The sequence below is a fragment of the Chitinophaga sp. CCNWYY40 genome, assembly GCF_037483205.1.
Lineage (GTDB): Bacteria > Bacteroidota > Bacteroidia > Chitinophagales > Chitinophagaceae > Chitinophaga > Chitinophaga ginsengisegetis.
In genome coordinates this window covers 15,525-41,921 of record NZ_JBBHLF010000004.1, presented here as the reverse complement: position 1 = coordinate 41,921, position 26,397 = coordinate 15,525, and the positions used below count along the sequence as shown (strand labels likewise).

General features: G+C 48.0%; 19 protein-coding genes. 13 read left to right on the top strand and 6 right to left on the bottom strand.

Annotated features, from left to right (window positions below; genetic code table 11):
- Positions 1-25: 25 nt before the first annotated feature.
- Positions 26-1,264, bottom strand: a complete 1,239-nt coding sequence (locus V7S65_RS15075; RefSeq protein WP_079470008.1) for an ROK family transcriptional regulator — start codon at positions 1,262-1,264, stop codon at positions 26-28.
- A 166-nt stretch (positions 1,265-1,430) separates the two neighbouring features.
- On the opposite strand from V7S65_RS15075, the gene V7S65_RS15070 reads away from it, so the two are divergent.
- From V7S65_RS15070 to V7S65_RS15010, 13 genes are all read left to right on the top strand, one after another.
- A complete protein-coding gene (locus tag V7S65_RS15070; protein ID WP_336387163.1) occupies positions 1,431-2,651 on the top strand; it encodes an AGE family epimerase/isomerase in 1,221 nt (406 codons plus the stop codon).
- Between the two features lie 20 nt (positions 2,652-2,671).
- Complete coding sequence (locus V7S65_RS15065; RefSeq protein ID WP_336387162.1) at positions 2,672-4,531, top strand: FAD-dependent oxidoreductase; 1,860 nt, start codon at positions 2,672-2,674, stop codon at positions 4,529-4,531.
- 49 nt (positions 4,532-4,580) lie between these two features.
- Entirely contained in the window at positions 4,581-7,778 is a 3,198-nt protein-coding gene (locus V7S65_RS15060) for a SusC/RagA family TonB-linked outer membrane protein (RefSeq protein ID WP_336387161.1), read from the top strand.
- An 18-nt stretch (positions 7,779-7,796) separates the two neighbouring features.
- Positions 7,797-9,503: a RagB/SusD family nutrient uptake outer membrane protein gene (locus V7S65_RS15055; RefSeq protein WP_079468885.1), complete on the top strand. Its 1,707-nt coding sequence runs from the start codon at positions 7,797-7,799 to the stop codon at positions 9,501-9,503.
- Positions 9,504-9,538: 35 nt separating this feature from the next.
- Positions 9,539-11,206: a DUF5018 domain-containing protein gene (locus V7S65_RS15050; protein ID WP_336387160.1), complete on the top strand. Its 1,668-nt coding sequence runs from the start codon at positions 9,539-9,541 to the stop codon at positions 11,204-11,206.
- A gap of 74 nt (positions 11,207-11,280) precedes the next feature.
- Positions 11,281-12,681, top strand: a complete 1,401-nt coding sequence (locus V7S65_RS15045; RefSeq protein ID WP_336387159.1) for an alpha amylase family protein — start codon at positions 11,281-11,283, stop codon at positions 12,679-12,681.
- Between the two features lie 22 nt (positions 12,682-12,703).
- Entirely contained in the window at positions 12,704-14,095 is a 1,392-nt protein-coding gene (locus V7S65_RS15040; protein WP_336387158.1) for a DUF5009 domain-containing protein, read from the top strand.
- A 57-nt stretch (positions 14,096-14,152) separates the two neighbouring features.
- Positions 14,153-16,015, top strand: coding sequence for a sodium:solute symporter family protein (locus tag V7S65_RS15035; RefSeq protein WP_336387157.1), 1,863 nt, complete (start codon positions 14,153-14,155; stop codon positions 16,013-16,015).
- A complete protein-coding gene (locus V7S65_RS15030; protein ID WP_336387156.1) occupies positions 16,012-16,689 on the top strand; it encodes a GDSL-type esterase/lipase family protein in 678 nt (225 codons plus the stop codon). Before V7S65_RS15035 ends, V7S65_RS15030 begins: the two co-directional genes overlap by 4 nt.
- A gap of 1 nt (position 16,690) precedes the next feature.
- Positions 16,691-17,383 (top strand): GDSL-type esterase/lipase family protein, encoded by a 693-nt coding sequence (locus tag V7S65_RS15025; RefSeq protein WP_336387155.1) that lies wholly within the window; start codon positions 16,691-16,693, stop codon positions 17,381-17,383.
- Between the two features lie 17 nt (positions 17,384-17,400).
- Positions 17,401-18,270 (top strand): alpha/beta hydrolase, encoded by an 870-nt coding sequence (locus V7S65_RS15020; RefSeq protein WP_159454233.1) that lies wholly within the window; start codon positions 17,401-17,403, stop codon positions 18,268-18,270.
- 28 nt (positions 18,271-18,298) lie between these two features.
- Positions 18,299-19,243 carry a DUF4434 domain-containing protein gene (locus V7S65_RS15015; protein WP_336387154.1) on the top strand — a complete coding sequence of 315 codons (945 nt, stop codon included), beginning with the start codon at positions 18,299-18,301 and terminating at the stop codon, positions 19,241-19,243.
- Between the two features lie 266 nt (positions 19,244-19,509).
- Positions 19,510-20,289, top strand: a complete 780-nt coding sequence (locus V7S65_RS15010; RefSeq protein ID WP_336387153.1) for a phytanoyl-CoA dioxygenase family protein — start codon at positions 19,510-19,512, stop codon at positions 20,287-20,289.
- Between the two features lie 89 nt (positions 20,290-20,378).
- Here the strand turns inward: V7S65_RS15010 and V7S65_RS15005 are convergent, their stop codons facing one another.
- The 5 genes from V7S65_RS15005 to V7S65_RS14985 form a co-directional block, all read right to left on the bottom strand.
- Complete coding sequence (locus V7S65_RS15005) at positions 20,379-20,720, bottom strand: HopJ type III effector protein (protein ID WP_336387152.1); 342 nt, start codon at positions 20,718-20,720, stop codon at positions 20,379-20,381.
- Between the two features lie 107 nt (positions 20,721-20,827).
- Complete coding sequence (locus V7S65_RS15000; RefSeq protein ID WP_079468875.1) at positions 20,828-21,349, bottom strand: antibiotic biosynthesis monooxygenase; 522 nt, start codon at positions 21,347-21,349, stop codon at positions 20,828-20,830.
- A 79-nt stretch (positions 21,350-21,428) separates the two neighbouring features.
- Positions 21,429-22,289 (bottom strand): NmrA family NAD(P)-binding protein, encoded by an 861-nt coding sequence (locus tag V7S65_RS14995; RefSeq protein WP_336387151.1) that lies wholly within the window; start codon positions 22,287-22,289, stop codon positions 21,429-21,431.
- 116 nt (positions 22,290-22,405) lie between these two features.
- A complete protein-coding gene (locus V7S65_RS14990) occupies positions 22,406-23,326 on the bottom strand; it encodes a hypothetical protein (RefSeq protein WP_336387150.1) in 921 nt (306 codons plus the stop codon).
- Positions 23,327-23,574: 248 nt separating this feature from the next.
- Positions 23,575-26,379, bottom strand: a complete 2,805-nt coding sequence (locus tag V7S65_RS14985) for a M16 family metallopeptidase (RefSeq protein ID WP_336387149.1) — start codon at positions 26,377-26,379, stop codon at positions 23,575-23,577.
- Positions 26,380-26,397: the final 18 nt, after the last annotated feature.

The following is a 26,397-nucleotide window of genomic DNA, read 5'->3' as shown; positions in this document are numbered from 1 at the left end:
TAAAAGAATATTATCTGCAAAAACATCATTGAACGGAGAGTAGTTTGTCTCTCGCAATCAGGCAGCCGCCTATGATACCGGCTTTTTCTTTTAGTTTGGACATCAGCAGCTGTGTATCGTTATTCACCAGGCTGAGGGAATACTTATTCAGTGCGCTGCGTATAGGGAGACGGATATACTCGTCGGTTTGGGAAAGGATGCCGCCCAGTACCACCAGCTCCGGGTTAAATATATTAATAAGTACGGAGAGGCCGCGGCCTATCTTTTCTCCGATACCGGCTACCAGCTCTATGCAGAGCACATCTTCATTACGGGTGGATTGTATAATATCTGCCAGGTGGAGTGGCTCGGGCAGTTTATTGTCGTGCTGCAGCGATGAGCCGGAGCCTTGTGCAATTTTTTCCTTGAACATCCTTATCAGCGCCTGTCCGGAGGCCTCTGTTTCCAGGCATCCCTTTTTGCCGCAGTGGCAGATCAGTTCATTGGTAAACAGCGGAATGTGGCCCATTTCACCTGCGAAACCTGATTTACCACGGTATATTTTGCCGTCGATCATGATCCCAAGACCAATGCCATAGTCAAGGTTTACGAACAGTACATTTTTTTCATCGCGTACAATCCCGTTGTGGAATTCCCCGTATGCCATTGCCCTGGAGTCGTTTTCCAGGTAGGTGCGTATGCCGGTGATCTTTTCAATGATGGTGCTGAGCGGTTCTTCATGGAAATGGAAGAAGCTGTAACTGTAGCCGTTTTCACTGTTCACACGGCCGGAGAGGTTTACACAGAGCGCCAGGATATTCCGGTGTGCAGCGGACAGGTTGCCGATAAATCCCTGGATGATCCGGATAAGATGATCAAAGGATTCCTGCGTATTGGCCAGCAGGTAAGGCACCTGCATTTCATCGGACACCAGGTTTTTCTTGAAATCCAGCAGTCCTATATTCACATGATAATGTTTTACATCTACTCCTATAAAAAAGGCCGATTCGGCCACCAGTCCATATATATTGGCGCGGCGGCCGCCTTTTGAATCTACTTTGCCTTCATCTTTTACCAGGCCGTCGCCTATCAGTTCATTAATTAGACTGGTGGTTTTGGGTACGCTGATGTTCAGCGCAAGTGTCAAATCTGTTATGGTAGCGTTGCCGGTTTTATCGAGATGGTTAATGATGGCCCGTTTCAGCGATTTATTCTTATAAGCTACCCCCGAAATAGTTTCTTCAGAAAAAAGATCAAAGATATTTTGATTTACCTGGGATTGCATTGGATCAGTTTTTTTCATTGTTCTAAGATAAATGAATTGATTTTAGTGAAAAGTAACCGCGTTATTTTGTTTTAAAAAAATATTTTTACAAAGTTTTGCTTAATTAATAATTTAATTTATAAATTTACGAACGAAAGTAAAATAAATTACAAAGATAGCGTTATTTATGAGGAGTGATCTACAGAATAAAAGCCAGGCACCGGAAATATTAGCGGCGGCATCCCTGCATAGCTCTTATGCAGGGCAATACCGCCAGGAACTGCTGGACAATGTGCTGCCTTTCTGGATGAAGCATAGCAAAGATGAAAAGAACGGTGGCTACTTTACCTGTTTGCAAAGGGATGGCCGGGTATTCGATACCGATAAATTTATGTGGCTGCAAGGCCGGGAAGTGTGGTGTTTCAGTTACATGTATAATCACGTGTCGCCAAAAGAAGAATGGCTGCAGATGGCATTGCATGGCGCCGGCTTTATGGAAAAATATGGACGGGACACTTCCGGCAACTGGTTTTTTTCCCTGACAGCCGATGGAAAACCATTAACGCAACCGTACAATATTTTCAGTGATTGTTTTGCTGCCATGGCGTTTGCATCATTGGATAAAGCAGCGCCGAACGACCGCTACAAGGAAATAGCCATATCCACTTTTAAAAACATCCTGCAAAGAAAAGATAACTGGAAAGGCCAATACAATAAAGCATATCCGGGTACCCGTGCGCTGAAAGGGTTTAGTTTGCCCATGATTTTGTGCAACCTGTCGCTCGAACTGGAGCACTTGCTGGGTGCGCAACAGGTGAATGAGCTGATCCCGCCGGTGATCCATGAAGTGATGAATGTGTTTTACCAACCTGCCCGTGGGCTGATCCTGGAAAATGTATATGCTGATGGCCGTTTCTCCGACAGCTTTGAAGGGCGTCTTGTAAATCCCGGTCATGCTATTGAAGCCATGTGGTTTATCATGGACCTGGGTGTGCGGCTAAACGATACTGCATTGATACGCAAAGCGTGCGACATTATGCTGCGTACCCTGGAATACGGGTGGGACCAGGAGTTTGGCGGTATTTTTTATTTTATGGATATCCTCGGCAATCCGCCGCAGCAACTGGAGTGGGATCAGAAATTATGGTGGGTACATGCGGAGGCGCTGGTGGCCTTGTCCAAAGGGTATGAATTAACGGGTGATGAGCGCTGTTTGCTATGGTTTGAAAAAGTACACGCCTATGTGTGGGAGCATTTCAGAGACGAAGCATTCGGCGAATGGTACGGCTACCTGAACAGACAGGGCACGCCTTTGCTCACGCTGAAAGGCGGTAAATGGAAGGGATGCTTTCATGTACCACGTGCGCTGTACCAGGTATGGAAAACATGGGAACGTATCCAGTCTTAATACTATAAAATATCAACCAGATGACCACCAGTATCAGGTATATAATATTCGTTTTATTGTTGACGGGCTGTATGCAGCTCCGGGCGCAATCTGCCAATACGGATGTGCTGATTATCGGCGGTGGCGCCAGTGGCACAACCGCCGGTATCCAGGCGGCACGAATGGGAGCGGAAGTGATTATTATAGAAGAAACTACCTGGCTGGGCGGGATGCTTACTGCAGCTGGCGTGTCGGCTATTGATGGTAATCACCGTTTGCCCGCCGGATTGTGGGGCGAGTTCAGGCAACAGTTATACAAATATTATGGTGGCCCGGATTCGGTTGCCACCGGCTGGGTAAGCAATACTTTATTTGAGCCGCATGTTGGCAACCAGGTATTGCAGCAGCTGGCATCTGCAGAAAAAAAATTGCAGGTATGGTATAACACCCGCTGGCAATCTGTAAAAAGAGAAAACGGTAAATGGACGATTACCGTAACACAAGGGAAGCGCCTGCGTGTGCTCACTGCCACCATCCTCATCGATGCCACCGAATTGGGAGATGTGATGGCTGCCGCCGGCGCACATTACCGCATCGGGATGGACAGCCGCCTGGATACCCGTGAAGAGCAGGCACCTGTACAGGCCAACAACATCATACAAGATCTGACCTATGTTGCAGTACTGAAAGATTATGGCAAAAACGGCAACAAAATAATTCCCCGGCCGGAAGGCTACGATGCCTCTGTGTTCCAATGCAGCTGCGATGTAAGCGATCCGGCTACATCCGACAGCCCGCAGAACAACTGCTACCGCATGATGCAATACGGACGATTGCCACATAATAAATACATGATCAACTGGCCCAAATGTGGTAACGACATATATCTCAACGCGATTGAAAGCACCCGTGCAGAAAGGGAAGCTGCGTGGAAACAAGCGAAGCTGCATACGCTCCGTTTTGTTTACTATCTGCAAACAGCATTAGGATATAAAAACCTGGGACTGGCAGATGATGAATTTCCGACCGCTGATAAACTGCCCATGATACCTTATCACCGGGAATCGAGAAGAGTGAAAGGGCTGGTGACCTTAACGGTTAATGAAGTAGCGCATCCCTATGAAAGCACGCAACCATTATTTCGTACAGGCGTTGCCGTAGGAGACTATACCATCGATCATCATCATCTGAAAAATCCGGCTGCGCCGGCGATAGATTTCGTCAAGATAAAAGTGCCTTCTTATAATGTGCCTATGGGCAGCCTGATTCCGCAGGGAGTAGAGGGTTTGATAGTGGCCGAAAAAAGCATCAGTGTAAGTAATATCGTGAATGGCGCTACACGCCTGCAACCGGTAGTGTTGCAGCTGGGGCAGGCCGCCGGCGTGATAGCCGCGCTGTGCATACAACTGCATCTGCAACCCGCGGCGCTTTCCGTACGTCAGGTGCAACAGGCATTGCTGAATGCCAACGGCTACCTGATGCCATTTATTGATATAACGCCTGCTGACCCTAATTTTGCCGCCGTCCAGAAAATAGGCGCCACCGGCATTCTTAAAGGAACCGGCGTGCCTTATATGTGGGCCAACCAAACCTGGTTTTACCCGCAGCAACCTGTTAGCGGTTATGAACTGGTGCAGGGCTTACGCGCTTATTATCCTGTACTGAACACCTATTGGGCTGCTTCGGGTGATATGCTAACGATAGCAGATTTTGTAAAGATTATTGCAGCAACAGGAACACCTGTAACTATACCACAAGTAAAGAATGATCTGGAAAGCGCCGGCATCAGGCTTTCCGGCAGCGAGCCTCTACACCTCAGCAGGTTGGCGGCAGCTGTCTTGCTGGACAAATACCTTCATCCTTTTGAAAAGCCTGTCACTATTTCAGGAAACCTGGAATAGCCTGTAGTTCGTATCAGTAACCACATTTTATTAACCAAAGTAATTGTTTATGAAACAATTCAGGCATTATTTATTATCCAGCCGTTATGTATGGCTGCTCCTATGCTTCCTCGCGTGCCAGCTGTCGTCGTTTGGCCAAACCAGAACGGTTTCGGGGATCATCACTTCTGCCGACGGGCTTCCTGTACCGGGAGCCACGGTTCTTGTCAAAGGAACCAGCCAGGGCGCTTCTACTGATACGGATGGAAAGTTTACGCTGCCGCTTACATCAGACAAGGCCACACTGGTAATTTCCATGATGGGATACACGCCGCTTACGCTCAGCGTAAAGCCGGGCGACCAGGTAAAGGCAACGCTGGAGCGGAGTTTAAAAGATCTTGATGAAGTAATGGTAGTGGCCTATGGCACGCAGAAAAAAGGAAGCGTGATTGGTTCGGTAGCGCAGATCAGCGGTGAAGAACTGAAGAAAGCGCCGGCCATGAACATCACTAATATGCTGGCAGGCCGGCTGCCGGGCATTTCAGCGCTGCAGCAATCGGGCCGCCCCGGAGCAGATGATGCTGCGCTGCGTATCCGCGGCGTAAGCACGTATGGCGCCAACCAGGGACCGCTGATCATTATTGATAACGTACAGCGTCCTTCGTTCTCCAACCTCGACCCGGATGAAATTGAAAGCATCACCGTATTGAAAGATGCCGTTTCCACTGCCGTATATGGTTTACAGGCGGCCAACGGTATCATCCTCATTACTACCAAGCATGGTAAAAACCAGAAGCCAACCGTTACCTATGATGGCTCCGTTACCTTCAACTCCAATACCCGCGTTCCAAAATTCCTGAACGGCCCGGATTATATGTCGTGGTATAATAAAGGAACCGATATGGACAACGACTACCTCGCGCATACCGGCGGCGATCCTGTGCCTTACGTATATACGAAGGAACAGATTGAGGCGCTGAAGAACGGCACCAACACCAACCCGCTGTTTGGTAATACCGACTGGATGGGTGAACTGATGGGAAAAACGAGTATGTCGCAGCACCACAACATCAGCGTGCGCGGTGGTACTGAAAAGATAAAATATTTTGTATCCGGTGGGATGCTCGACCAGGAAGGTATTGTAGAGAATACCAATTTCAAACGCTATAACGTGCGTTCCAACCTGGATGCAGCATTGAACGATTATATATCCGTAGGCGTGGACCTGGGCATGCGGCAGCAACTCACGGCCACACCTGGTATTTCGCCGGATAACGAGGCTTACATGAACCCGTTTTACCAGGCGGTGCGCATGTTGCCTAACCTGCCTATGTATGCACCCAACGGGTTGCCTACTGCTTACAACAGCGGCGCCGGCTGGGTAAATCCCTTAGCTGCCGTGCAGAACTCCGGTTACCAGAACGGGCAAACCAATGTGTTCCAGGGCAACCTGACCTTTAAGGTGAAAGTGCCGGGCGTAAAAGGACTGGAGCTGAAATTGCTGACAGCCTATGATAAAAGCAGCACGGAAAATAAAGGATGGTTAACGCCGTATACCGTGATGGGCCGCTATCGCGATCAGGTGAGTGGCGATTACACGACCATCAGTTCTTTGCCGGGCATCACCAAAACATCGTTACGACAGTCATACACCCAATATAACCGTAAAACATTCCAGCCAAGCGCCTCTTATACCAACCAGTTTGGCGATCATGCCATCAGCGCATTATTGTTGTACGAATGGTCGCAGCAAAAGTCCAGCCTGTTTTCCACAGGAGCCAGCAATTTTGCGTTAAGTGACCTGAAGGAGATCGATTATGGCAGCAAGGCTACCGAAGATTTTATTTCTCCCACAGGCTCCAGTGATATCGACGATTCCAGGGCAGGCGCCGTAGCGCGTTTCAATTACAGCTACAAAGACAAATACCTGCTGGAATTGGCCAGTCGTTACGATGCTTCCGTGAATTTTATGCGCAACAACCGCTGGGAAATATTTCCTGCTGTGGGCGCAGGCTGGGTGATCAGCAAGGAATCTTTCTTTGATAACCTGAGCAAAACGATCAGCTACCTGAAACTGAAAGGATCTGTAGGCCGCGTGGGTAATGATGTGGCGCAGCGGTTTGCGTACCTGCAAACATTCGCGCTGACCACAAACCCGGTGGTGGTGATTGGCGGCAAACCTACGGCTGCCTTATATACCAGCGCACCGCCTAATGTGAACCTCCGCTGGGAAACCTCCACACAAACCAACATAGGGTTTGAGTCCGTTTTCCTGAATGGCTTGCTGGGATTTGATTTTGAATGGTTCTATAAAATCACCAACGATATCCTCGATAGTCCTGGCAGCCTGTATCCCTTATCTCTGGGCGGTTACGCGCCTGCTGTGCTGAACTATGGTATTGTGGATAACAAGGGTTTTGATTTGCAGATAAGACACCGCAACACCATCGGTAAATTGCAGTACGGTGTTACCGGTAATATGAACTGGGCTAAAAACAGGATCCTGCGTTTGAATGAAAGCACCGGTTTGCCTGCATGGCAAAGCCGCGTGGGCCGCAGCATCGGAGATAAAATGGGTTTTGTGGTGGATGGTATGTACCAAACCTGGGAAGAAGCAGCGAATGGATCTTCACCAAGCGGCGGCGTTATTGCACCGGGCTTTTTCAAATATCGTGATCTGAACGGCGATGGCCGTATTACCCGCGCCGACGATATGACTTTTGTAGGACGCAGCAATATGCCGCAGCTAACCTATGGTTTGAACATAGATCTGAAATATGGCGCCTTCGATTTCTCTGCGCTGTTCCAGGGCGCTGCACTGACCAGCATCAGCCTGGCCGGTACTTATGAAGGTTCCAGCGGAACCAGTGGCGTAGATGATAACACGCCCTTTACCAAAACTTTTTACAACTACGGTAACGCGCCTTATTACCTGGTAGAAGATTCATGGACACCGGACAACCCGGATGCAAAGTATCCCCGTTTAAGCGCTTACAAAGCTTCTTTATCATCGCATAACGCCCATGCCAATTCCGGTTGGGTAAGGGATGCATCTTACCTGCGTTTGAAATCCGCACAGCTGGGATATAATCTTCCAAAGAGATGGCTGAACAGGGCTAAAGTGCAGCAGGTACGGTTGTATATCTCCGGCTTTAACCTGATCACCTGGGATAAACTGAAATACCTGGATCCTGAGATGCCAAACGTGAACAATGGTTTTTATCCGCAACAGCGCATGTATTCAGGCGGTGCATCTATTACTTTCTAAACCACAACACAGATCATTATGAACAAGGTAACTACCACCATACAACAGGCTTTACTGGCAATGGGTATCATCATAGCTGCGCATGGCTGTAAAGTGGATATAGACCCGACGGACCGCTACACGGAAACAGCGATATGGAGCAATTCCGCTAACATGGAGCTTTATATCAACGGCATGTACAGCGAGTTTAAAACATTCCAGTTCGGCGTTTTCCCTATTGGTTATGATAACGCCACCGATGCGTTAAGTGATATAGAAAAATATACTTCTACCGTTGCCGGTAATGGAACAGTGAACATATTGGCAACTGATGCGTCCAGGGTAAATTCGGCAGGCCCGCAACTGAACTACTGGCAAACGGGTTACTCGCGTATCCGCCGCCTGAACGAGTTCCTGGACGGTCTTGCGAAATATGCCAAAGTAGATGAGGCTACCAAAAAACAGTATGAAGCAGAAGCGCGTTTTATCAGGGGTTATGTATATTTCTGGCTGGTAAAACTGCATGGCAGCGTGATCCTGATGGACAACATCGGGCAGTATCTGACCAAAGAACATCAGCGTGCTTCGGAAGAAGACTGCTGGAAATTTATTGCAGCAGATTTTGCATATGCCGCTGAAAATCTCCCAGAGCAACAAGATGCCAATCGCACCGGCAGGGCCACCAAAGGCGCGGCCTATGGCATGCTGGCGCGCACCTGGTTATATGCCGCTTCCATTGCGGAATATGATAAGAAACAATTTAACCAGGATGCACTCACCGGCGTGAATGCCGCCAATGCACCCGCATATTACAGGAATGCTGCAGATGCCGCCAAAGCGGTAATAGATCTCGCGGCAAAAGGGTACTACGACCTGGAGTCTGATTATGCTTCCATCTTTACCAATAAAAATACAAAGGAAGCCATCTTCAAACTGGACTATGTATCGCCACAGGTAACCCACAGTTTGGATCTGGGATTTGCGCCTCCCGGTGATGCGCCCGGTCAGTGCCTGGTGTACGGTGTGCCCACCGCTGAACTGGTGAATGAATATGAAATGAACGACGGCACAAAATTTTCCTGGAGCAATGCTGCTATGGCTGCTAATCCTTACAGCAACAGGGAGTCCAGGTTTTATGCGTCCATACTTTATAACGGCGCTTCCTGGAAAGGGCGTACGCTTAACACCACGCCTGGCAATGTTACCGAAGGCTTTGCAGAATATGCAGTAACCGGCGAGCCCCGCAAAACGGTAACGGGCTATTATATCCGTAAAATGCTGAATCCTGCTGTGAACGATTTTGTGGCGAACAAAAGCACACAGAGCTGGATAGAAATGCGCTATGCAGAAATACTGCTCATTGCTGCGGAAGCCAGGGCTAAACTAAATGATATTGCAGGCGCGCAGCTGGCGCTGAATACGCTGCGGAACAAACGCGGACTGCCCAATACGCCCGCTTCTACTGCTGCTGCGCTGATGACAGCCATAGAACACGAACGCAAGGTAGAACTGTCTTTTGAAGGACACCGTTACTGGGACCTCCGCCGCTGGCGTAAAGCGCATATTGTGCTGAACAATGTACGCTTTACTGGTCACCGGATAACGCCTACCGACGACGGCTTCAAATATGAAGTGGTGAACTGTGATAACATGAACAGGCAGTTCACGCCGGCCTTGTATTATATCCCTATCCCGGTGTCGGAACTGCAGAACAATGCAGCGCTTACCCAGATAAAAGGATGGTAGATCAAGATTCCCTGACAACAACCAAAATGAATCACATGAAACCAAACATATTTTTTATTGTCATCGCAGCTGCCGCCGCCCTGTTTTCCTGTCGCAAGCCCGATGCGATAGTCCGCAAGCAACAGGGTGCATTGAGCGATATTTATCTCACTACAGATGGAAAGGGAAGCGAGCGCTTATTTGACGCGCGTTACAGCGCCAATAATGACACCATTTATTTTGATGTTCCCTGGTATTACCCGGCGACATCCGATAATGAGGTGGACCTTAAAAAGCTGATTGTGCGGGCTACCATTCCTACAGATGCTACAGTAACGCCGGCGATAGGGGCTGTAACGGACCTGAGCAAACCCTTAAACATCACAGTAACAGCCGGTAATGGCGCTAAATCTTCCTATGTAATAGTAGCAAAAAAAGTAGGGGATTATTCTATCACCAGCGCAAAAATCAGCGTTACAGTAGAAGGTACGGCGCAGGAGATTGAAGGAGTGATACAGGAGAAAGAAGTGATCTTTTATGTGCTGCCTGGTGTAGATATATCCGGAGCAGTTTTCAATTATGAGATCAACAAACATTCTACGGCATCGGTGGCAGAAGGCGCCACTATCAGTCTTGCGCAGGAACAGCCTTTTACGGTAACCGGTGTTGACGGTGTATCCAAAACCTATACGCTGCGCGCCCGCGAGCCGCAGAAACTGGCTTACGGCGCAGGGATCAACCGGAAGCTGTGGATAAAAACCGGCGCGGAATTATCTTTCACGGCCAATATGGAAACTTCTATTACCGTGAGCGGCGATTACCTCGTAGTGGTACGCAGAACCAATCCTTCCAAATACAGTGTGTACAACCGGTTTACGGGCGCTTATGTAAAAGAGATGTATTATCCTTTTACGGGGCTGTCGTTCCAGATCGCCAGTGATACCACGGGTAATTTGCTCGCTGCTTCCTGGGCGCCGAAAAACAGCAAATTCATATTGTACAAATACAGCAGCGTAGCGGATGCCGCTCCTGTAAAACTGGTAGACTGGACCAACAGCAATCCTACCGGCATCACCGGCGACGGTGGCGTAGGCAGGAGGGTGAATATTTTCGGCGATCTCAACAAAGATGCAGTGATCATGGCTACCGGTGGGCAATCTACCATCATCTACAAATGGCGTATTGCGGGTGGCGTTTTGCAGAGCAATGATCCTGAAATCATCAATTATAAATCCATCGCCGGCGGCGCCTCCAGCTTATGGGGATATTACGCCGAAGCGCAACCTGTTTCTGCAGCGGCCAACAGCGATTATTTCCTGAACTACCAATTTGAAGTGGCACTGGTAAACGGCGCTACCAATGAGAGATCCGCAGCGCTCACCCTGGGTGATCCGGTGGTGTTTACGATGCCTACCGCTTACGGCACGTTTAACAATGCCAATTACCTGGCCATTGTGAAGTATCTGAATTCTTATGATCTGAACCAGGTACAGATGTCGCTTTATGATGTTACCAGTCCTTCGAAAATAAGCCTGCCGCCTACGGATGCTGCTTACCCGCAGTTCAACATATTTAACTCAGACCTGTTTACCGGTACTGCCAATGGCAACGGTACCGCTGATATCTGTATCGGTTACAGCGATCACAAACAGCGGATGCAGGTATATATGATGCTGACCAACGGCGGTATCATGGCGCACGAATTCACTACTTATGCACCTTAAGAAACACAGCATACTGCCGGTTGCAATACCGGCAGTATGCCTGCTGAATACCTGTAACCATTAATCAATTTACCATGAAGCACCGCGTATATTTTATCGGGTTATCCGTTTGCCTCCTGCTGGCAGCGGCATGTAAGAAGTCGGGTAAAGCTGATCCAACGCCGGTTTCGCCGGTGGACACCAGCGGAACATTTGTGCCCGGCAGGAATGTGATTGTGTGGGTAGATGCCCGTTCCAACGTTTTCGGAACCTACGGAAGATTAAACGATACCGCGCAGATAAAAACAGTGCTGGACACACTGAAACAAACAGGCGTCACCGGCCTGGTGATTGATGTAAAAGGAAGCACCGGCTACACCATGTATCCCAGCGCATACGCCAAACAGGTAACATCGATGGATGGTAAATCACTGCCGGCCAATGTGGACTATGTAGGATTCATGATCAGCGAAGCGAGGAAAAGATCATTCAAGGTATATGCTTCCATCATCACTTTTGTAGAAGGAGATGGGGGCAGAAGCATTGGCACTGTGTTCGATGATCCCGCGTTTAAAAGCCGGAACGAATCCATTGTATGCGATGTGAACGGCAACCGCGTGCCGGTTACATCTACCGGTCGCAATGCCTTTGTAAACCCGGCCCGGCCGGAGGTGCAGACCAGGGCCTTGAACATCATCAAAGAGATTGTGCAGAAATATGATATCGATGGGCTGATTCTCGATTATGCCCGTTATACAGATATTGACGCTGATTTCTCCGACTTCAGCAAAGAACAGTTTATTGCTTTCCTGAAAGAGAAATACAACGATAACGATGCCGCGAAGATGAACTTTCCCGGCGATATTGTTACTTCATGGAAAAACACAAGTGGCCAGGTGTTGCCTGCTACCACCGGTAAATACTACAAGAAATGGCTGCTGTACCGGGCCACCGTGATCCACGATTTTTTTAAACAGGCCAGGGCAGCAGTGAAGAGCGTAAAATCGTCCGTGAATTTCGGCGTGTATGTAGGCGCGTGGTATGTTACCTATTACCAGGTGGGCGTGAACTGGGCCAGCGAAGAGTATGATCCTTTCAACGATCAGGCCATCCGGTTCGACTGGGCCTACCCGGAATACTATAAAACGGGATACGCAGAGCAGCTGGATATCATGATGACGGGAAATTATTTTACGCAGATCCTGTTATCTGAAAACGCTGCTACCGCCAATCTTACTTATCATTGGTGGAGCGTGGAAGGCTCTATCCGCGGTACCCGCTACGTTACTAAAAACAAGGTGCCTTTATACGGCGGTATTGATATGGGGAATGTAGACTGGGCCAGCAAAGCAGAGATCACCAGGAGTATTAAATACATCACAGCCAATACTACCGGCGGCATCATGTTGTTTGACCTGGTACATATTTATGCACCGCAATACAACCGCCTGAAACAGCCTTTGTGGGACGCCGTGAAAGCGGGCCTGCAAAAATAAAAGTATTAAACAACGGAAACACATGCAGCATCGTGATAATAGCCTCGACGCATTGAGAGGGCTGGCCATACTGGCTATGGTACTCAGCAGCAGTATTGCTTTTGGCATACTGCCGGCGTGGATGTACCATGCCCAGGAGCCGCCGCCTGCACATATTTTTATGCCGGACTTGCCGGGTATTACCTGGGTGGACCTGGTATTTCCATTTTTTCTGTTCACGATGGGAGCCGCTATACCACTGGCTTTGAACCGGAAGGTAAAAGAAGGTGCGAACTTCGGTGACGTGTTGTCCGTTGCCTGCCGGAGATATCTCTTACTGGTTTTCTTTGCACTGTTTACCATGCATGCCCGGAGCATTGTGCCGGCCGGTAATCCTTCGCCTTTTATGTACCTGTTACAACCGGCTGCGTTTATCCTGTTGTGTTTTCAATTGTATAAACCGGCCCGGCAAACGAAATTATGGACCGCCGTAAAGCTGTTGTCGTTTGCGCTGGCAGGTGTTCTGTTGTACCTGCTGCCTTTTAAAGATGGCAAAGGTTTTTCTTTATACCGCTTCGATATTATCATGATGGTGCTGGCTAATATGGCTTTTGCGGGTACGCTGGCCTGGTGGTGCACCAGGAATAATCCCTGGCTGCGGATAGGGCTACTCCCTTTTGTGATGGCGGTGCTGCTGGGCGCGGGTGTACCGGGTTCTATTAATGAAGCTGTTTTTCAATGGTCGCCTTTCCCCTGGATGTATAAATTCTATTATTTAAAATACCTGTTCATCATTATTCCCGGTACATTGGCGGGCGAGTGGTTATTGCAGGACAATGCTGTCCGCCCGCCTGCGGAGAATGCGGCGCCTTCCCGTACAGGTATGTTGGCTGTTTTATCGTTTGCGGTGATTGTTACCAACGTGGTATGTTTGTTTGGCCGGCATCTGCTGGTTAATCTTGTTATTACTACCATACTTTGTTTGCTGTTATATTATTTTTCCGGGAGATTTTTACATGCTGCAAAACCGCTGCTGCTAAGGTTCTTCAAAGCGGGCGTATATCTTTTGCTACTGGGTCTCTTTTTTGAGGCGTATGAAGGCGGTATAAAAAAAGATCCTTCCACTTTCAGTTATTATCTTGTAACCGGGGGACTTGCCTTTTTTATGTTAATGACTTTTTATTACTGGCAGTTAAGCGGCGCCGGCGCCGGTATCTTGCGCTATTTAAGCATGAACGGCCGGAACCCTATGGTGGCTTATGTAGCGGGCAACCTGTTGCTGCTGCCGTTGTTGCGGTTAAGCGGGGGGATGAGCCTCTATACCGCTATGCAGCAAAATATAGCAGGCGGTTTTTTAAGCGGCGTATTGTTTACGGGAATAGTGTCCCTGATTACCGTGTTTTTTACAAAACGCGGATGGCTATGGAAAACATAGTCATAACTGCTGTTAACATGTAAACTATTTTATCAATCATACCGACATCACAATATTATGAATCTTGCGACCATCGACGTTTTAATTATCTTATTATACCTGGTCATTATCATCGGCCTGGGGTTCTGGATCTCCAAAAAAGCCTCCGGTAACATACAGTCCTACTTCCTGGGGAATAACAATATCAAATGGTACTGGCTGGGCTTCAGCAACAGCAGTGGTATGTTTGATGTAAGCGGTACCGCTTTTTATGTAGCGCTGTTATTTATCTACGGGTTTAAGGCTGCCTGGCTGCCGTGGCTGTGGCCCATCTGGAACCAGATATTTGTGATGGTATTCCTCGCTATCTGGATCAGGCGGAGTAATGCCATGACCGGGGCCGACTGGATCATCAAACGATTTGGCGATGACAGGGGAGGACGGTTGGCACATATGATCGTAGTGATATTTGCAGTGGTAAGTGTGATCGGTTTTATCGGGTATGTATTTGTGGGCATCGGGAAATTTGCTGCCAACATGCTGCCCTGGGATCTTTCCAATGGGATGTTTACCAATCAGCAAACCTATGCGCTGATCATTGTGGCGCTGACTACCCTCTACACCGTGAAAGGCGGTATGTACAGCGTGGTGGCTACTGAAGTATTGCAATATGGCATCCTGGTGGTGAGTTGTATACTGGTGGTAATATTTGCTGTGAAAGGTGTGAACTATGATCAGCTGCATCAGCAGCTGCCGCAGGGCTGGGCCTCTTTCTGGCCGGAATGGAAACTGAACCTCAGCTGGGATCATACCTTTCCGCAGGCCAACCGTAAAATAGCCGAGGATGGTTTTACCTGGTTTGGCGCATTGATGCTGATGATGATCGGTAAAGGCATTTTTGCCAGCCTGGCCGGACCGGTACCGGGTTTCGACATGCAGCGCATCCTCAGCGCCCGCCGGCCCTGGGAAGCGGCTAAGCTGTCGGGCTTCACTAACCTGGTATTGTACATCCCGCTGTTTATGATGGTGAGCGCTTTAACGCTGATTGCCTTTAACGTATTTATGCCTTCTTTACAATCGCAGGCAAAACCCGACTTTGAAACGATCCTGAGCCAGGTGGTAAGCAATTACCTGCCCGCGGGCATCCGGGGCGTTGTGCTGGCCGGTTTGCTGGCCTCGTTTATGAGCGCATTCTCCGCTTTTGTGAATGCGGCGCCTGCCTACCTGGTGAACGATTTCTATAAAAAATATTTCAGACCCGACGCGCCGCCCAGGCATTACGTTAAATGTAGTTATCTCGTTTCTATCGGCATTATTGCTACGGGTTGTTTTTTCGGCCTCTTTGCAGATTCCCTTAGTTCCCTTACCATCTGGCTTTCCTCTGCTTTATACGGCGGGTATGCTGCTGCCAACGTATTAAAATGGATCTGGTGGCGCTTCAATGGTTACGGTTATTTTGCCGGTATGCTGGCCGGACTGTTATCGGCCACATTTGTACCTAAACTGATGGAGTGGCTGAGCAATCATTATTTCAGCGGCTATAATGAAGTGTTTGGTAGTGGCATCGGTACACTGATCTCTTTCTTTATCATCCTGGTGTTGTCGATGTCGGCCAGCGTGATCGGATGCCTGCTTACGCCGCCAACGGAAAAGGACGTTCTGAAAATATTTTACGCCAACACCCGTCCGTGGGGATACTGGAACACTGTATTGCAATGGGTAAAGCAGGATGATCCTGCGTTTGAGCCTAACCGCCAGTTTAAATGGGATATGTTGAATGTACTGGTAGGCATTTGCTGGCAGATGAGCATGGTGATTATGCCGGTATTTTTTGTATTCGGCTATTTCAGAAATGGCTTCCTGGCTGCAACTGTATGGATACTTTGCATGATTGTTTTAAAATTCACCTGGTACGACCGTCTTAAAATTACTGCCGCATGAAAAAGATGATGTATTTTTTAATGTGCCTGTTAACATCCGCGAGTGTGGCAATGGCCCAGGAGTCGCTGGATAGCAGCTATGCCAACAACTATTACAAAGAGCGTGTGAAATTTTTTAATCAGCTGCCTGTACCCGCCAGGGGCGTGGTGTTCCTGGGCAACAGTATAACGGAAGTGGGGCCCTGGAGCGAAGTGCTGCCGGGTATGACCGTCAGTAACCGCGGTATCAGCGGCGATAATTCCTTTGGGGTATATGCCCGTCTGGATCAGGTGCTGGCTTTGCATCCGCGAAAAATATTCCTGCTCATAGGCGTTAATGATATAAAAAGAGGAACGCCGCTGAATTATATAGTGGCCAATTATGAGCGGATAGCAGCTAAGGTAAAGGCCATGGCGCCGCATACTACCTTGTACCTGCAAAGCGTATTGCCGGTAACGGAACCGGTGTTGGCGGATATTTACGTGAAGATCCGCAACGAGAAAATAAAATTGCTGAACGAAGGGTTACAACAGATCGCCGCTAAATACCACTGTACTTATATTGACCTTCATAACGATGTTTTTGCAGGTGAAGGTGGACAACTGAAACGGGAGCTGACAACAGATGGTCTGCATCTCCAGCCACAGGCCTATATTTTATGGGTGGAATACCTGAAACGTAAAAAATATTTATAGCATGAAAGCAGTAGCGTATTTTTTCAAACGTATTGGCTGTGCAGCTTTACTATGCGTGGGCTTCGTTTCTGCAGCGGTTGCGCAGAAAATCGACAGCAGCTACAACAACACCTATTACCAGGGAAGAATGGAACTGTTTAACACGTTGCCGCTGCAAAAGAAAGCCATCGTTTTCCTGGGTAACAGCATCACGGAGCGGGGCGCCTGGGGCGAGCTGCTGCCCGGCGTAAAAGTAATGAACCGCGGCATCGGCGGCGATAATACTTTTGGCGTACTCGCCCGGCTGGATGGTATTGTGAAAGCCGTGCCGCGCAAGCTGTTCCTGTTGATCGGCATCAACGATCTGAGCAGGGGACTACCGCGGGAAGTGATCCTGGAAAATTACGATCATATCGTGGCTTATATCCGTACCCATTCTCCCAAAACAAAAATTTATATTCAAAGCGTATTACCTTTATACGAACCATTTACAACAGCTGCATATCTTAAAAATAAAAAAGACAGCATCCTGCAGTTGAACGTGGGCATCCGGAAAATTGCAGAGAAGTATGGCCTGCCTTACATCAACCTGCATGAAATATTTGCCGACGCCAATGGAGACCTGGTAAAAGAGCTGACGGCTGATGGCATCCACCTGAAGCCCGCTGCTTATGTAATATGGGTGGACTTCCTCAAAAAACGGAAGTACCTGTAGCAAGGAAAAATATCGTTATGAATAATAAAAAACTATACGTGCCTGCATTATGGCTATTGTTATGTATCCCGGCATTTTTGTATGGCAGTGCGCCATCCAGGGAAATTTATGCGGTGAAAGGCGCGGATACCTTATGGTTTGATCATTACCGTCCGCAAACAGCGGCCAATGGCATTTCTGTGCTGTTTGTACACGGTGGCGGTTTTACCGGCGGAGATCCGGTAAACCAGGCGCCGTTTGCCGAAGGCCTTGCCCGCATGGGATATAATGTATTTGTGATCAAATACCGTTTATACCTGAAAGGTAAAAGCTTTGGTTGTGAAACCGTGGTGCCGGAAAAACTGAAAGCCATCAGGCTGGCTGTAGAAGATACCCGTGATGCTACCAACTATTTACGCGGACACGCCGCTGCATTAAACGTAGATACGTTGAAGTTATTCCTGGCTGGTAGCAGCGCCGGTGCAGAGGCCGTGTTGAACCTGGTGTTCAATCCTTTTGTAAGCCGTAAAGACAGTAGCCATAAACCATTCCGTTACGCCGGCCTGATGGCCTTTTCCGGCGCTGTGCTGGATATGAACCCGGTATATGTGCAGCGGCCGTTTCCTGTATTACTAATGCACGGCACCAATGACCAGCTGGTGCCCTATGCCACTGCAGCGCATCATTTTTGCAACGCTACCGATGCCGGATGGATCATGATGTCGGGCGGCTATACACTTTTTACAGAAATGCAGAAGAAACGATGGCCGGTAACCCTTTACACGTATGAAGGTAAAGGACACGAGGTAGCCAGCTTTATGTTCAGAAAGTTTAAGGAGATGGATAATTTTATGCAGAACGCTGTGCAGGGAAAAAAGCAGGCGCCGGTGCATTTTGTTGAAAAATAAATAACGGATTATAAATTTATAGGGAGATATGAAGATAACCGGAACATTCCTGGATGAGATCAGCCACGACATCCCCCATCAGAACTGGGGAGCCAAAGAATGGCGCAGGGATTTTGAGCACATGAAAGCAATCGGGATAGATACCGTGATCCTTATCCGCAGTGGGTACAGGCGTTTTATTACTTATCCGTCGGCCTATCTCATAAAAGAGCAGCAGTGTTACCATCCGCCGGTAGACCTGGTAGAGCTGTTCCTGCAACTGGCAGATGAGCTGGATATGCAATTTTATTTTGGGTTGTACGACAGTGGCAAATACTGGGATTCCGGAGATATGCAGCATGAAATCGACAGCAACCGTTTTGTAATAGATGAGGTATGGAAAAATTATGGTCATCATAAAAGTTTCAGAGGATGGTACCTGAGCATGGAGATCAGCCGTAAAACCAGGGGCGCTACCACGGCTTTCCGTACATTGGGATTGCAATGCAAAGCCGCGAGCAATGGCCTGCCAACATTGATTTCCCCGTGGATCGATGGGAAGAAAGCAGTGATGGCGGCATCGGCTGTAATTACAAAAGAAGATGCCGTTTCTCTCAAAGCGCATGAGCAGGAATGGAGCGAAATATTTGCCGGTATACAAGGCGCGGTGGATGCCGTTGCGTTCCAGGATGGGCATATCGACTACCACGAACTGGATGATTTTTTTGCAGTCAATAAAAAAATGGCGGACCACTTTGGGCTGCAATGCTGGACTAATGCAGAAAGTTTTGACAGGGACATGCCGATTAAGTTTTTGCCTATCAAGTTTGAAAAGCTGCGTTTAAAGCTGGAAGCTGCCAGGAGAGCAGGTTATGATAAGGCCATTACTTTTGAGTTCTCTCATTTTATGAGCCCGCAGTCGGCTTACCTGCAGGCAGGACATTTGTATAACCGCTATAAGGAATACCTGGAAGAAATAAAGGGCGCGGAGTAATGTCATTCGGTTATTTCTTCTTCTTAAGAAAAACATAAGAATCTTTTCCCGGCAATAGGAAAAGATTCTTTTTACTGATGAATAAATTTTATTCCACTTCAATCCACCTTCTTCTACTTTATCTGGAATAGTAATTTTAAAATAAATGAATAAATTTGCCACATGAGAATGACGGTAATGTTATAATATAAATTTTCAAGTCTGGTAAAACCAATACCCCCTGGGGGGCATCAATTTTATTGTCTGAACTTTTATAGTATAACATTATGCATAACACCCTGAATCCACAACAAATACAGTCATTTATTACTGACGGCTTTGTCCGTATTGATAATGCTTTTTCTGCTGATCTTGCGGGTGAAGCAAGAAATATTCTATGGAAAGATATTCCAGCGGATCCTAACGACAGCAGCACCTGGACAAAACCGGTCGTTTGGCTGGGTATGTATACACAAGAACCATTCATCAAGGCTGCCAATACCGCGGTTCTTCATAACGCATTTGATCAGTTGGTCGGTAAAGAAAAATGGGTTCCCTGTAGGAGCATGGGTGCCTTTCCCATTCGTTTCCCGGCAGAAGTTGATTCTGGTGACACCGGCTGGCATGTAGATGCGGGTTTTGCTGGTGCGGATCCGAATGACTTTTTCGCGGCCAGAGTTAATATAAACTCTAAAGGCCGTGCCTTGCTGATGCTGTTTTTATTTTCGGATACCGGCGAGCAGGATGCGCCAACCAGGATTCTAAAGGGCTCACATCTGGATGTTGCCCGATTACTGGAGCCGGAAGGTGAAGAAGGACTTTCTTTCATGGAACTGGCAGCCAGGTTGCCGGAATTGCCTGAGAGAGAGGAAGTACAGGCAACAGGAAAGGCCGGCACGGTATATCTCTGTCACCCATTCCTGGTGCATGCTGCGCAGCGGCATCGTGGTCTGGTACCTAAGTTTATGGCACAGCCACCGCTGTTACTCAGGAGCGGGTTTGATATCAGGGGTAAAGGCCTGTGCAGTCCGGTAGAGGAAGCAATAAAAACGGCGTTAGGTATTTAGCACGTCTAATAAAGTGGGCGTCCGGATCTACCTGCGGGATATCCGGACGTCCTTTTTTTGCTCATTTTCCTCCAAAGAAGTATTGTGAACTACTTCACAAGCAGGGCCTGTCCTTCAAAAACCACTCCCGGCCAGCCATGAACCATAAATTGCCTGATATTCTGGTGATCTGTTCCATTGGGATTATTTAATACCGATTGATAGTGTTCTGCAAACAGGTACAGGGTATCTTCATTGTCCAGGTTATTTAGCCGGGCGAAAGCAAAAACCTTCGCGCTACCCTGATTTTGGGTCGCTTCATTATGTGCCTCTCCGTTTTTAAAAGCGGTTGGCTGATGTTGATAGTAAGTTTCTATAAATTCAATCACCTCTTTGAAACTAAGTGAATTGTCTTTTAAGTTTTTAATCAAAGTAATTAATTGCTCTTTCATCCGGCGTATTATGTATTTAGAATCATGTGAGTTTATGCAAGGCCAGTATACCTTATTTAACGGATCAAAAATAGAAATTTAAGATGATGTCGTGTTGCTGAATATTTTCAGGATGGCCGCAGCCATTTTTTCAGCAACCGGGTGATCACAGGCATTACCACCCATGTTAACAAGGCTACCATGCAAACGGCAATAATAAGTACCCGCAGCGGCATGGGCAGGTTTTGAAGATAGGGGCCTACTGTGAATGACAACAACAGGCTGGTGGGGAAAACGCCGCATAAGGTGGCAACAGCCATTTTCCATCTTGGTGGTGGCAGCGGATAACGAAACCAGGCTTCCAGTCCTGTTAGCGGCCTGTAAACCGGTTCTTCGGTAAGTTTTGAGGCGTAAGCCTCCCAGTCTCTAAAAAGTTTTGAATTATAAAATGCGTCTCTTTCAGCTTCATCCGCAAAAGTTCTTAAAATGCCAATCTCATTCGAATCTGAACCCGGCAGCGACGTGATCATGGCAGCGCCATGAACGCCTCCATGTATAAATGATTCGCCGAGAAACTGCCTGAGGGCTTCTTTAAATTCCTCTTCTTTTCCCGGAAGTACCTTCCTTGTAATGGCTACGTGTATCGACATCTGTTAAATGATATTTAAAAGCGAACAACAAATAAATATACAAAAAACTGTCTTTACAGATGTAGATGGGCATAAGAGGTTACTTTGCCGAGGCCACTAATTCCCCGATATAAGCTGTTAATGTTGTGGTACCTCTGACCGGGCCGGGCGGTGTATATTTTCCCTTCAGTGTAGCGTGGGTCATTGCTGCCATTGATTTCGCTGCCGGCGCTGAAAAGCCTGCGTCTTCAAGTGCCTGTATCCAATGGCTTTCAGGAATTTCTACCGCTTTCACATCTTTCCCCAGCGCAGCAGAGAATGCGTCTGCAACATCCTTTGCGGAGTATTGTTGCGGACCTTCCACATTATGCAGGCCGGTTTGGGTAACCGGTTCCAGCATCAGCCTGGCAGCCACGCCGCCAATATCACCGGGTGATACCATGGGGAGTTTGAAATCAACAGGATAAAAGGTATAAACAGTGCCTGCTTCACGTGCTGTTTCCAAAGAAGCGGCCCAGTTGCTCATGTAATAAGCGCCGCGGATAATAGTGGTTGGTATATTCATATTCGCCAATGCCTGTTCCATTTCATACAGCACACCAAGATCGCCGAGACCGTTACCCGGCTGCGCACCGTAAGTAGACTCCGCCACTACTTTTTTTATCCGGGATCCTTCAAGCGCAGTAAGAATAGCATTCAGCGTTTCTTTTTCTTGTGCTACCGTATCTGTTGAGGGAGCTGCCGGGGGATTAAGTAAAAACAACCGTTCACCCGTATTGAAAATCTTCTGCAAACGCTTTACATCCAACACATCTGCGATGGCTACGTCCGCTCCCTTTTGTTCCCATTCCTGCTTCTTTTTTGGATCGCGGGAAATAATGGTTACCAGCTCTCCCTTTTCTATGAGGGCCTCTGCCAGTGCAGATCCTATATGTCCTGTACCTCCTAAAATAATATGCATGTCACCAGTAATTTAATGTTAGAATGGAATTCCACAAATCATACCATGATGTTGTAAATAACAACAGCTTCCCCTGAGGGAAGCTGTTGAGTGGAATGATAGCAATAAAGTTACTGTCAGTAGAATACGGCTATGCTGTCCGGTTTCCAGTTGGTGTCGTTGAGATCCACCTCTATGCCACTGCTGGTGGGCGCAAAGAGATTGCCTTTTAAAACGGTGCGTTTGTTGGTTTCAAACTTAACATTGTTAATGACTTTGTTGGCCAGCAAATTACCCAGGGTACTTCTGCAAACAACTGTTATCGATGGCACCGTGTAGCTGCCCTGCAACGGGAAGTAAGCCTGTGTTTTAAAACCTGGCTTTCCCTGGTTGTAAGCGGGTATCTGGAACGTATAGCCCAGGTAGTTCGAATAAGCAGTACCGTTAGCAGGGTTGCTTACCTCCCCGGTAGGAAAATTAAATACCCGCGGGATGCCGCTGAACTGAATGTCCATCCAGGCGGCATCAGCCGGCAGCGGGTCCTGGATAATAAATTGGAGTCGCGCCACAATACGGTCCAGTGAAACTTTGGCATTAGCCGGTCCATTTACCACCATTTCAAAGTGCTTGCTGAAAGCATCGCTGCCGGGATACTTGAAACCGGCATTGGTGATGTTTGGACGATACTTGTCGCCGGTAGCCAGCAAGGTAAACCTGTAATTACCGGGCGGCAATGTATCCCGGATTACACCAAAAGAAGGACTACCTACTTCCTGCACAATTTCATGTTTGATGGCAGCCAGTGCACCTGTACCATACACTTTGTAGTAAAGGTATTTTACATGACCATCCAGCGAATCTTTTGCAGTTGTGGCATCGCCGGCGATGCGGGCAAAGCTGTCCAGCTCCTGCGAAAAATCATCGACATTAAAAGTAACAGGGAAGACAGTTCCGGCGCTGGCTTCAGGTTCGGTGTTGGCAGGTTGTGAGAGGTTTTTGTTACAGGAAACAAATAGCATGGCGCCGGCGAGCCATACCAGGGGTGTGGTTTTAGACATGGTTGAAGAATTTAGGTTGATTAAGTTAACTTTATTCTGTGCCTTTTTTGCTACTTGTAATAGTAGAGTTTGAAGGGGTATTTAGTGACAGGCTGTGATAAACCAGGCATACTGAAACGATCACGGTTAGTAAAGAGAAAATGTACCAGCTCCTGGAATGGCTGGTACAGCCTTGATATAACGCCCAAAAAAAAAAGCCGCCCCCGGTAAAGGGAAACGGCTTTTGCATCATCACTCAAAAACAATCTTTATTTTTTTTCCGGCAAGGCAACAAAGCGGATCACATTTTCTCCGCCCAGGTAATTCTTTGAAGCGGCCTTAATGGATGCGCCGTTAACGCGGCCCAATTGTTTTTCTATATTGGGCAACTCTTTCAGCGCTTCATTACTTTCTATTTTTCCGGAGATGTATTGTAACCAGAATTCATTGCTTTCTACCTGTAATTCATATTGCTTCTGGAAGCCTGCTTTGAATTTCTGCACTTCATCGGCAGTGGCGCCCTGTTGCTGTAAGTTGGCGATATCCTGCTGTACCAGCCCTACGAGGTGTTCTACGTGTTCAGGTGCACAGCCGAATGATACATTTACCGCGAAGCGCTGCTCGGGTTCTTTCGACATATTTGCATTTACAGAAGGTGTGTATACTTCGCCGGCGTTTTCCCGCAGGCTTGTTAACAGGCGGTATTGCAGTATTTCAGACAGTGCCTGCAGCTGTACTTTATTTTCGGTACTGTACACGCAGTCGCCATTGTAAACCAGTAATACAGTGGCCTTATTATCAGTTCCTTTGGTCACCGTTTTTACCAGCTGACCTTTAGGCGCACGTAGCGGCAGTTTCACGGCTTTCTCCTTTCTGTTCAGGGAAGGCAATGCACCGAGGTATTGTTCCAGCAAAGGTTTGATGCTGTCGGTATTAAAGTTTCCTACAAATACGAAGTTAGCCTGCGAGGCATCCGCAAAGCGGTCGCGGTACACTTCATACGCTTTTTCCAGGCTGATACTATCGAGCCGGGTTAAAGTAGAGGGGCTTGTACGGTAATTGTAGCCGCTCAATACAGCGGTCACGGTATCTTTAAATACATTGCCCGGATCGTTGTAACGGGTTTGGATCTGCTCCCTGGATTGGGCCAGTGCATTTTCAAACAGCACGGTGTCTTTCCGGGGTGCGGTAAACCGCAGGTATACCAGTTGCAGCGCTGTCTCAAAATCTTTCACGGTGCTGGCGCCGCCCACACCCTGGCTACGTCCGCTGATGAACGCGCCCACGGAGGCAGATTTGCCGTTTAATATCTTCGATAATTGAACCGGCGAAAGGTCAGCAAGACCGGACCCGCTTATAATGCCGTTTGCACTGGAAGCGCTGGGGAACTCTTCATTTGAATATTTATTGATACCACCGGGTGCAAATGACATGAACTGGATCACATCATTTTTGTAAGTGGTGGGTTTGAGCCATACTTTCACGCCATTGCTCAAAGTTAATTGTTGTACGCCCAGTGCAGCATAGCTTTTTTGCGCTACTACTTTTCCGGGTGCAGGTAATTTTTTTAACAACGGCTGATCGGTAACGTTGTCTTTGTACGCTGCCAGCGAGGCCGCGGCTATTGTTTTAAACCACCCGTTAACGGTAGCGGAATCAGGAAGATTGTTTTTCTCTTTCTCAGGAGCAACGATGAAGATATCGCGGTTGGTATCTTTGATGTATTCGTTGGCTACTGCTTTCATATCGTCAAGACTGATACCCGGCAATTCCTTTTTCAGGAAATTGTATTCCCAGTCGAACCCTGGTGAAGCTGCTCCTTCGAGGAACAACGCCTGGTATTCTTTCACATAGCTTTCGGAAACTGTTTTGTCTTTTTCCTTTGCTGCTTTTTCGAGATTGTTGAGGTAGGCCACTTTGGCGCGGTCCAGCTCTGATTGTGTAAAGCCGAAACGTTTTACCTGTTCTACTTCCGACCAGCCGGCGGCAAAGGCTTCTGCCAGCTTACCGGGTTTAGCGGTCACGGAAAAGGAGAACTGATCCAGTCCGCCCATTAAGTTACCGATGCCTGCGTTTACACCCAGGAATGGGGGATTGGGTTTTTGAGATAATTCCCCGATCCGGGCGCCGAGTACCTGGTTAAACAACGACCGTTTTACCGTGTTGAGATAGTCGGTAGTAGTGATCATTTTACCGGCTGTATGCTTTATAGCCATTTCCAGGTTGGTGGCAGATACTTCGGGGTCGGTAATGGTAAGGAACTGATTTTTGCCGGTGAGGGCAATTTTATAATCGGGCCGGGATTTTTCGTTAGCAGGGTTTTTCAGGTCTGCAAATTGTTTGCGGATCTGTTGTTCTACTTGGTCAACATCCACATCGCCTACTACAATGAGTGCCTGCAGGTTGGGACGGTACCAGTCGTGGTAAAAGCGACGGAGCGTTGCCGCCGGGAAATGCAGCAGTATGCTATCCGTACCAATGGGCGAACGGTTGGCATACCGGGCATTGTTTAACACCACGGGGAGTGTTTTGTCCTGTATGCGGGCTGCTACGCCTTCGCGCAGGCGTTTCTCTTCAATGATCACGCCTCTTTCTTTGTCAATATCGTCTGTTTCCAGCAGCGCTTCCTGTGCCCAGTCGCGCATAATATCCAGGCCACGGCTTACCATTTTTGGATCAGTGGTAGGAATAGGCAACTGGTAAACGGTTTCATCGAACGATGTATAGGCGTTCAGGTCAGCGCCGAAGCGCACGCCTGCTTTTTGCAGGTAATCGATCAGTTCATTTTTGGGGAAATGGGTGGTACCGTTAAAATTCATGTGCTCCAGGAAATGGGCCAGACCACGTTGGTCCTCATCTTCCAGGATAGAACCTACTTTGTTGGCCAGGTAGAATATTGCGCGTTTGGCAGGTTCATTGTTTTTGCGGATGTAGTAGGTAAATCCATTTGATAATTGCCCGGTACGAACTGCGGCGTCCAGCGGAATGACCTGGCTCTGACCGGAGCCCTGCGCAAAGCTGTCTGCTGTTGAAAAACACAGCAGCCCTGCTATGGCCAGATAACGATAATGCATAGCTATTTATCTTTTGTT

Coding starts and splice junctions, on each gene's coding strand:
- V7S65_RS15075 (WP_079470008.1), bottom strand. CDS start 1,264: ATGCAATCCCAGGTAAATCAAAATATCTTTGATCTTTTTTCTGAAGAA.
- V7S65_RS15070 (WP_336387163.1), top strand. CDS start 1,431: ATGAGGAGTGATCTACAGAATAAAAGCCAGGCACCGGAAATATTAGCG.
- V7S65_RS15065 (WP_336387162.1), top strand. CDS start 2,672: ATGACCACCAGTATCAGGTATATAATATTCGTTTTATTGTTGACGGGC.
- V7S65_RS15060 (WP_336387161.1), top strand. CDS start 4,581: ATGAAACAATTCAGGCATTATTTATTATCCAGCCGTTATGTATGGCTG.
- V7S65_RS15055 (WP_079468885.1), top strand. CDS start 7,797: ATGAACAAGGTAACTACCACCATACAACAGGCTTTACTGGCAATGGGT.
- V7S65_RS15050 (WP_336387160.1), top strand. CDS start 9,539: ATGAAACCAAACATATTTTTTATTGTCATCGCAGCTGCCGCCGCCCTG.
- V7S65_RS15045 (WP_336387159.1), top strand. CDS start 11,281: ATGAAGCACCGCGTATATTTTATCGGGTTATCCGTTTGCCTCCTGCTG.
- V7S65_RS15040 (WP_336387158.1), top strand. CDS start 12,704: ATGCAGCATCGTGATAATAGCCTCGACGCATTGAGAGGGCTGGCCATA.
- V7S65_RS15035 (WP_336387157.1), top strand. CDS start 14,153: ATGAATCTTGCGACCATCGACGTTTTAATTATCTTATTATACCTGGTC.
- V7S65_RS15030 (WP_336387156.1), top strand. CDS start 16,012: ATGAAAAAGATGATGTATTTTTTAATGTGCCTGTTAACATCCGCGAGT.
- V7S65_RS15025 (WP_336387155.1), top strand. CDS start 16,691: ATGAAAGCAGTAGCGTATTTTTTCAAACGTATTGGCTGTGCAGCTTTA.
- V7S65_RS15020 (WP_159454233.1), top strand. CDS start 17,401: ATGAATAATAAAAAACTATACGTGCCTGCATTATGGCTATTGTTATGT.
- V7S65_RS15015 (WP_336387154.1), top strand. CDS start 18,299: ATGAAGATAACCGGAACATTCCTGGATGAGATCAGCCACGACATCCCC.
- V7S65_RS15010 (WP_336387153.1), top strand. CDS start 19,510: ATGCATAACACCCTGAATCCACAACAAATACAGTCATTTATTACTGAC.
- V7S65_RS15005 (WP_336387152.1), bottom strand. CDS start 20,720: ATGAAAGAGCAATTAATTACTTTGATTAAAAACTTAAAAGACAATTCA.
- V7S65_RS15000 (WP_079468875.1), bottom strand. CDS start 21,349: ATGTCGATACACGTAGCCATTACAAGGAAGGTACTTCCGGGAAAAGAA.
- V7S65_RS14995 (WP_336387151.1), bottom strand. CDS start 22,289: ATGCATATTATTTTAGGAGGTACAGGACATATAGGATCTGCACTGGCA.
- V7S65_RS14990 (WP_336387150.1), bottom strand. CDS start 23,326: ATGTCTAAAACCACACCCCTGGTATGGCTCGCCGGCGCCATGCTATTT.
- V7S65_RS14985 (WP_336387149.1), bottom strand. CDS start 26,379: ATGCATTATCGTTATCTGGCCATAGCAGGGCTGCTGTGTTTTTCAACA.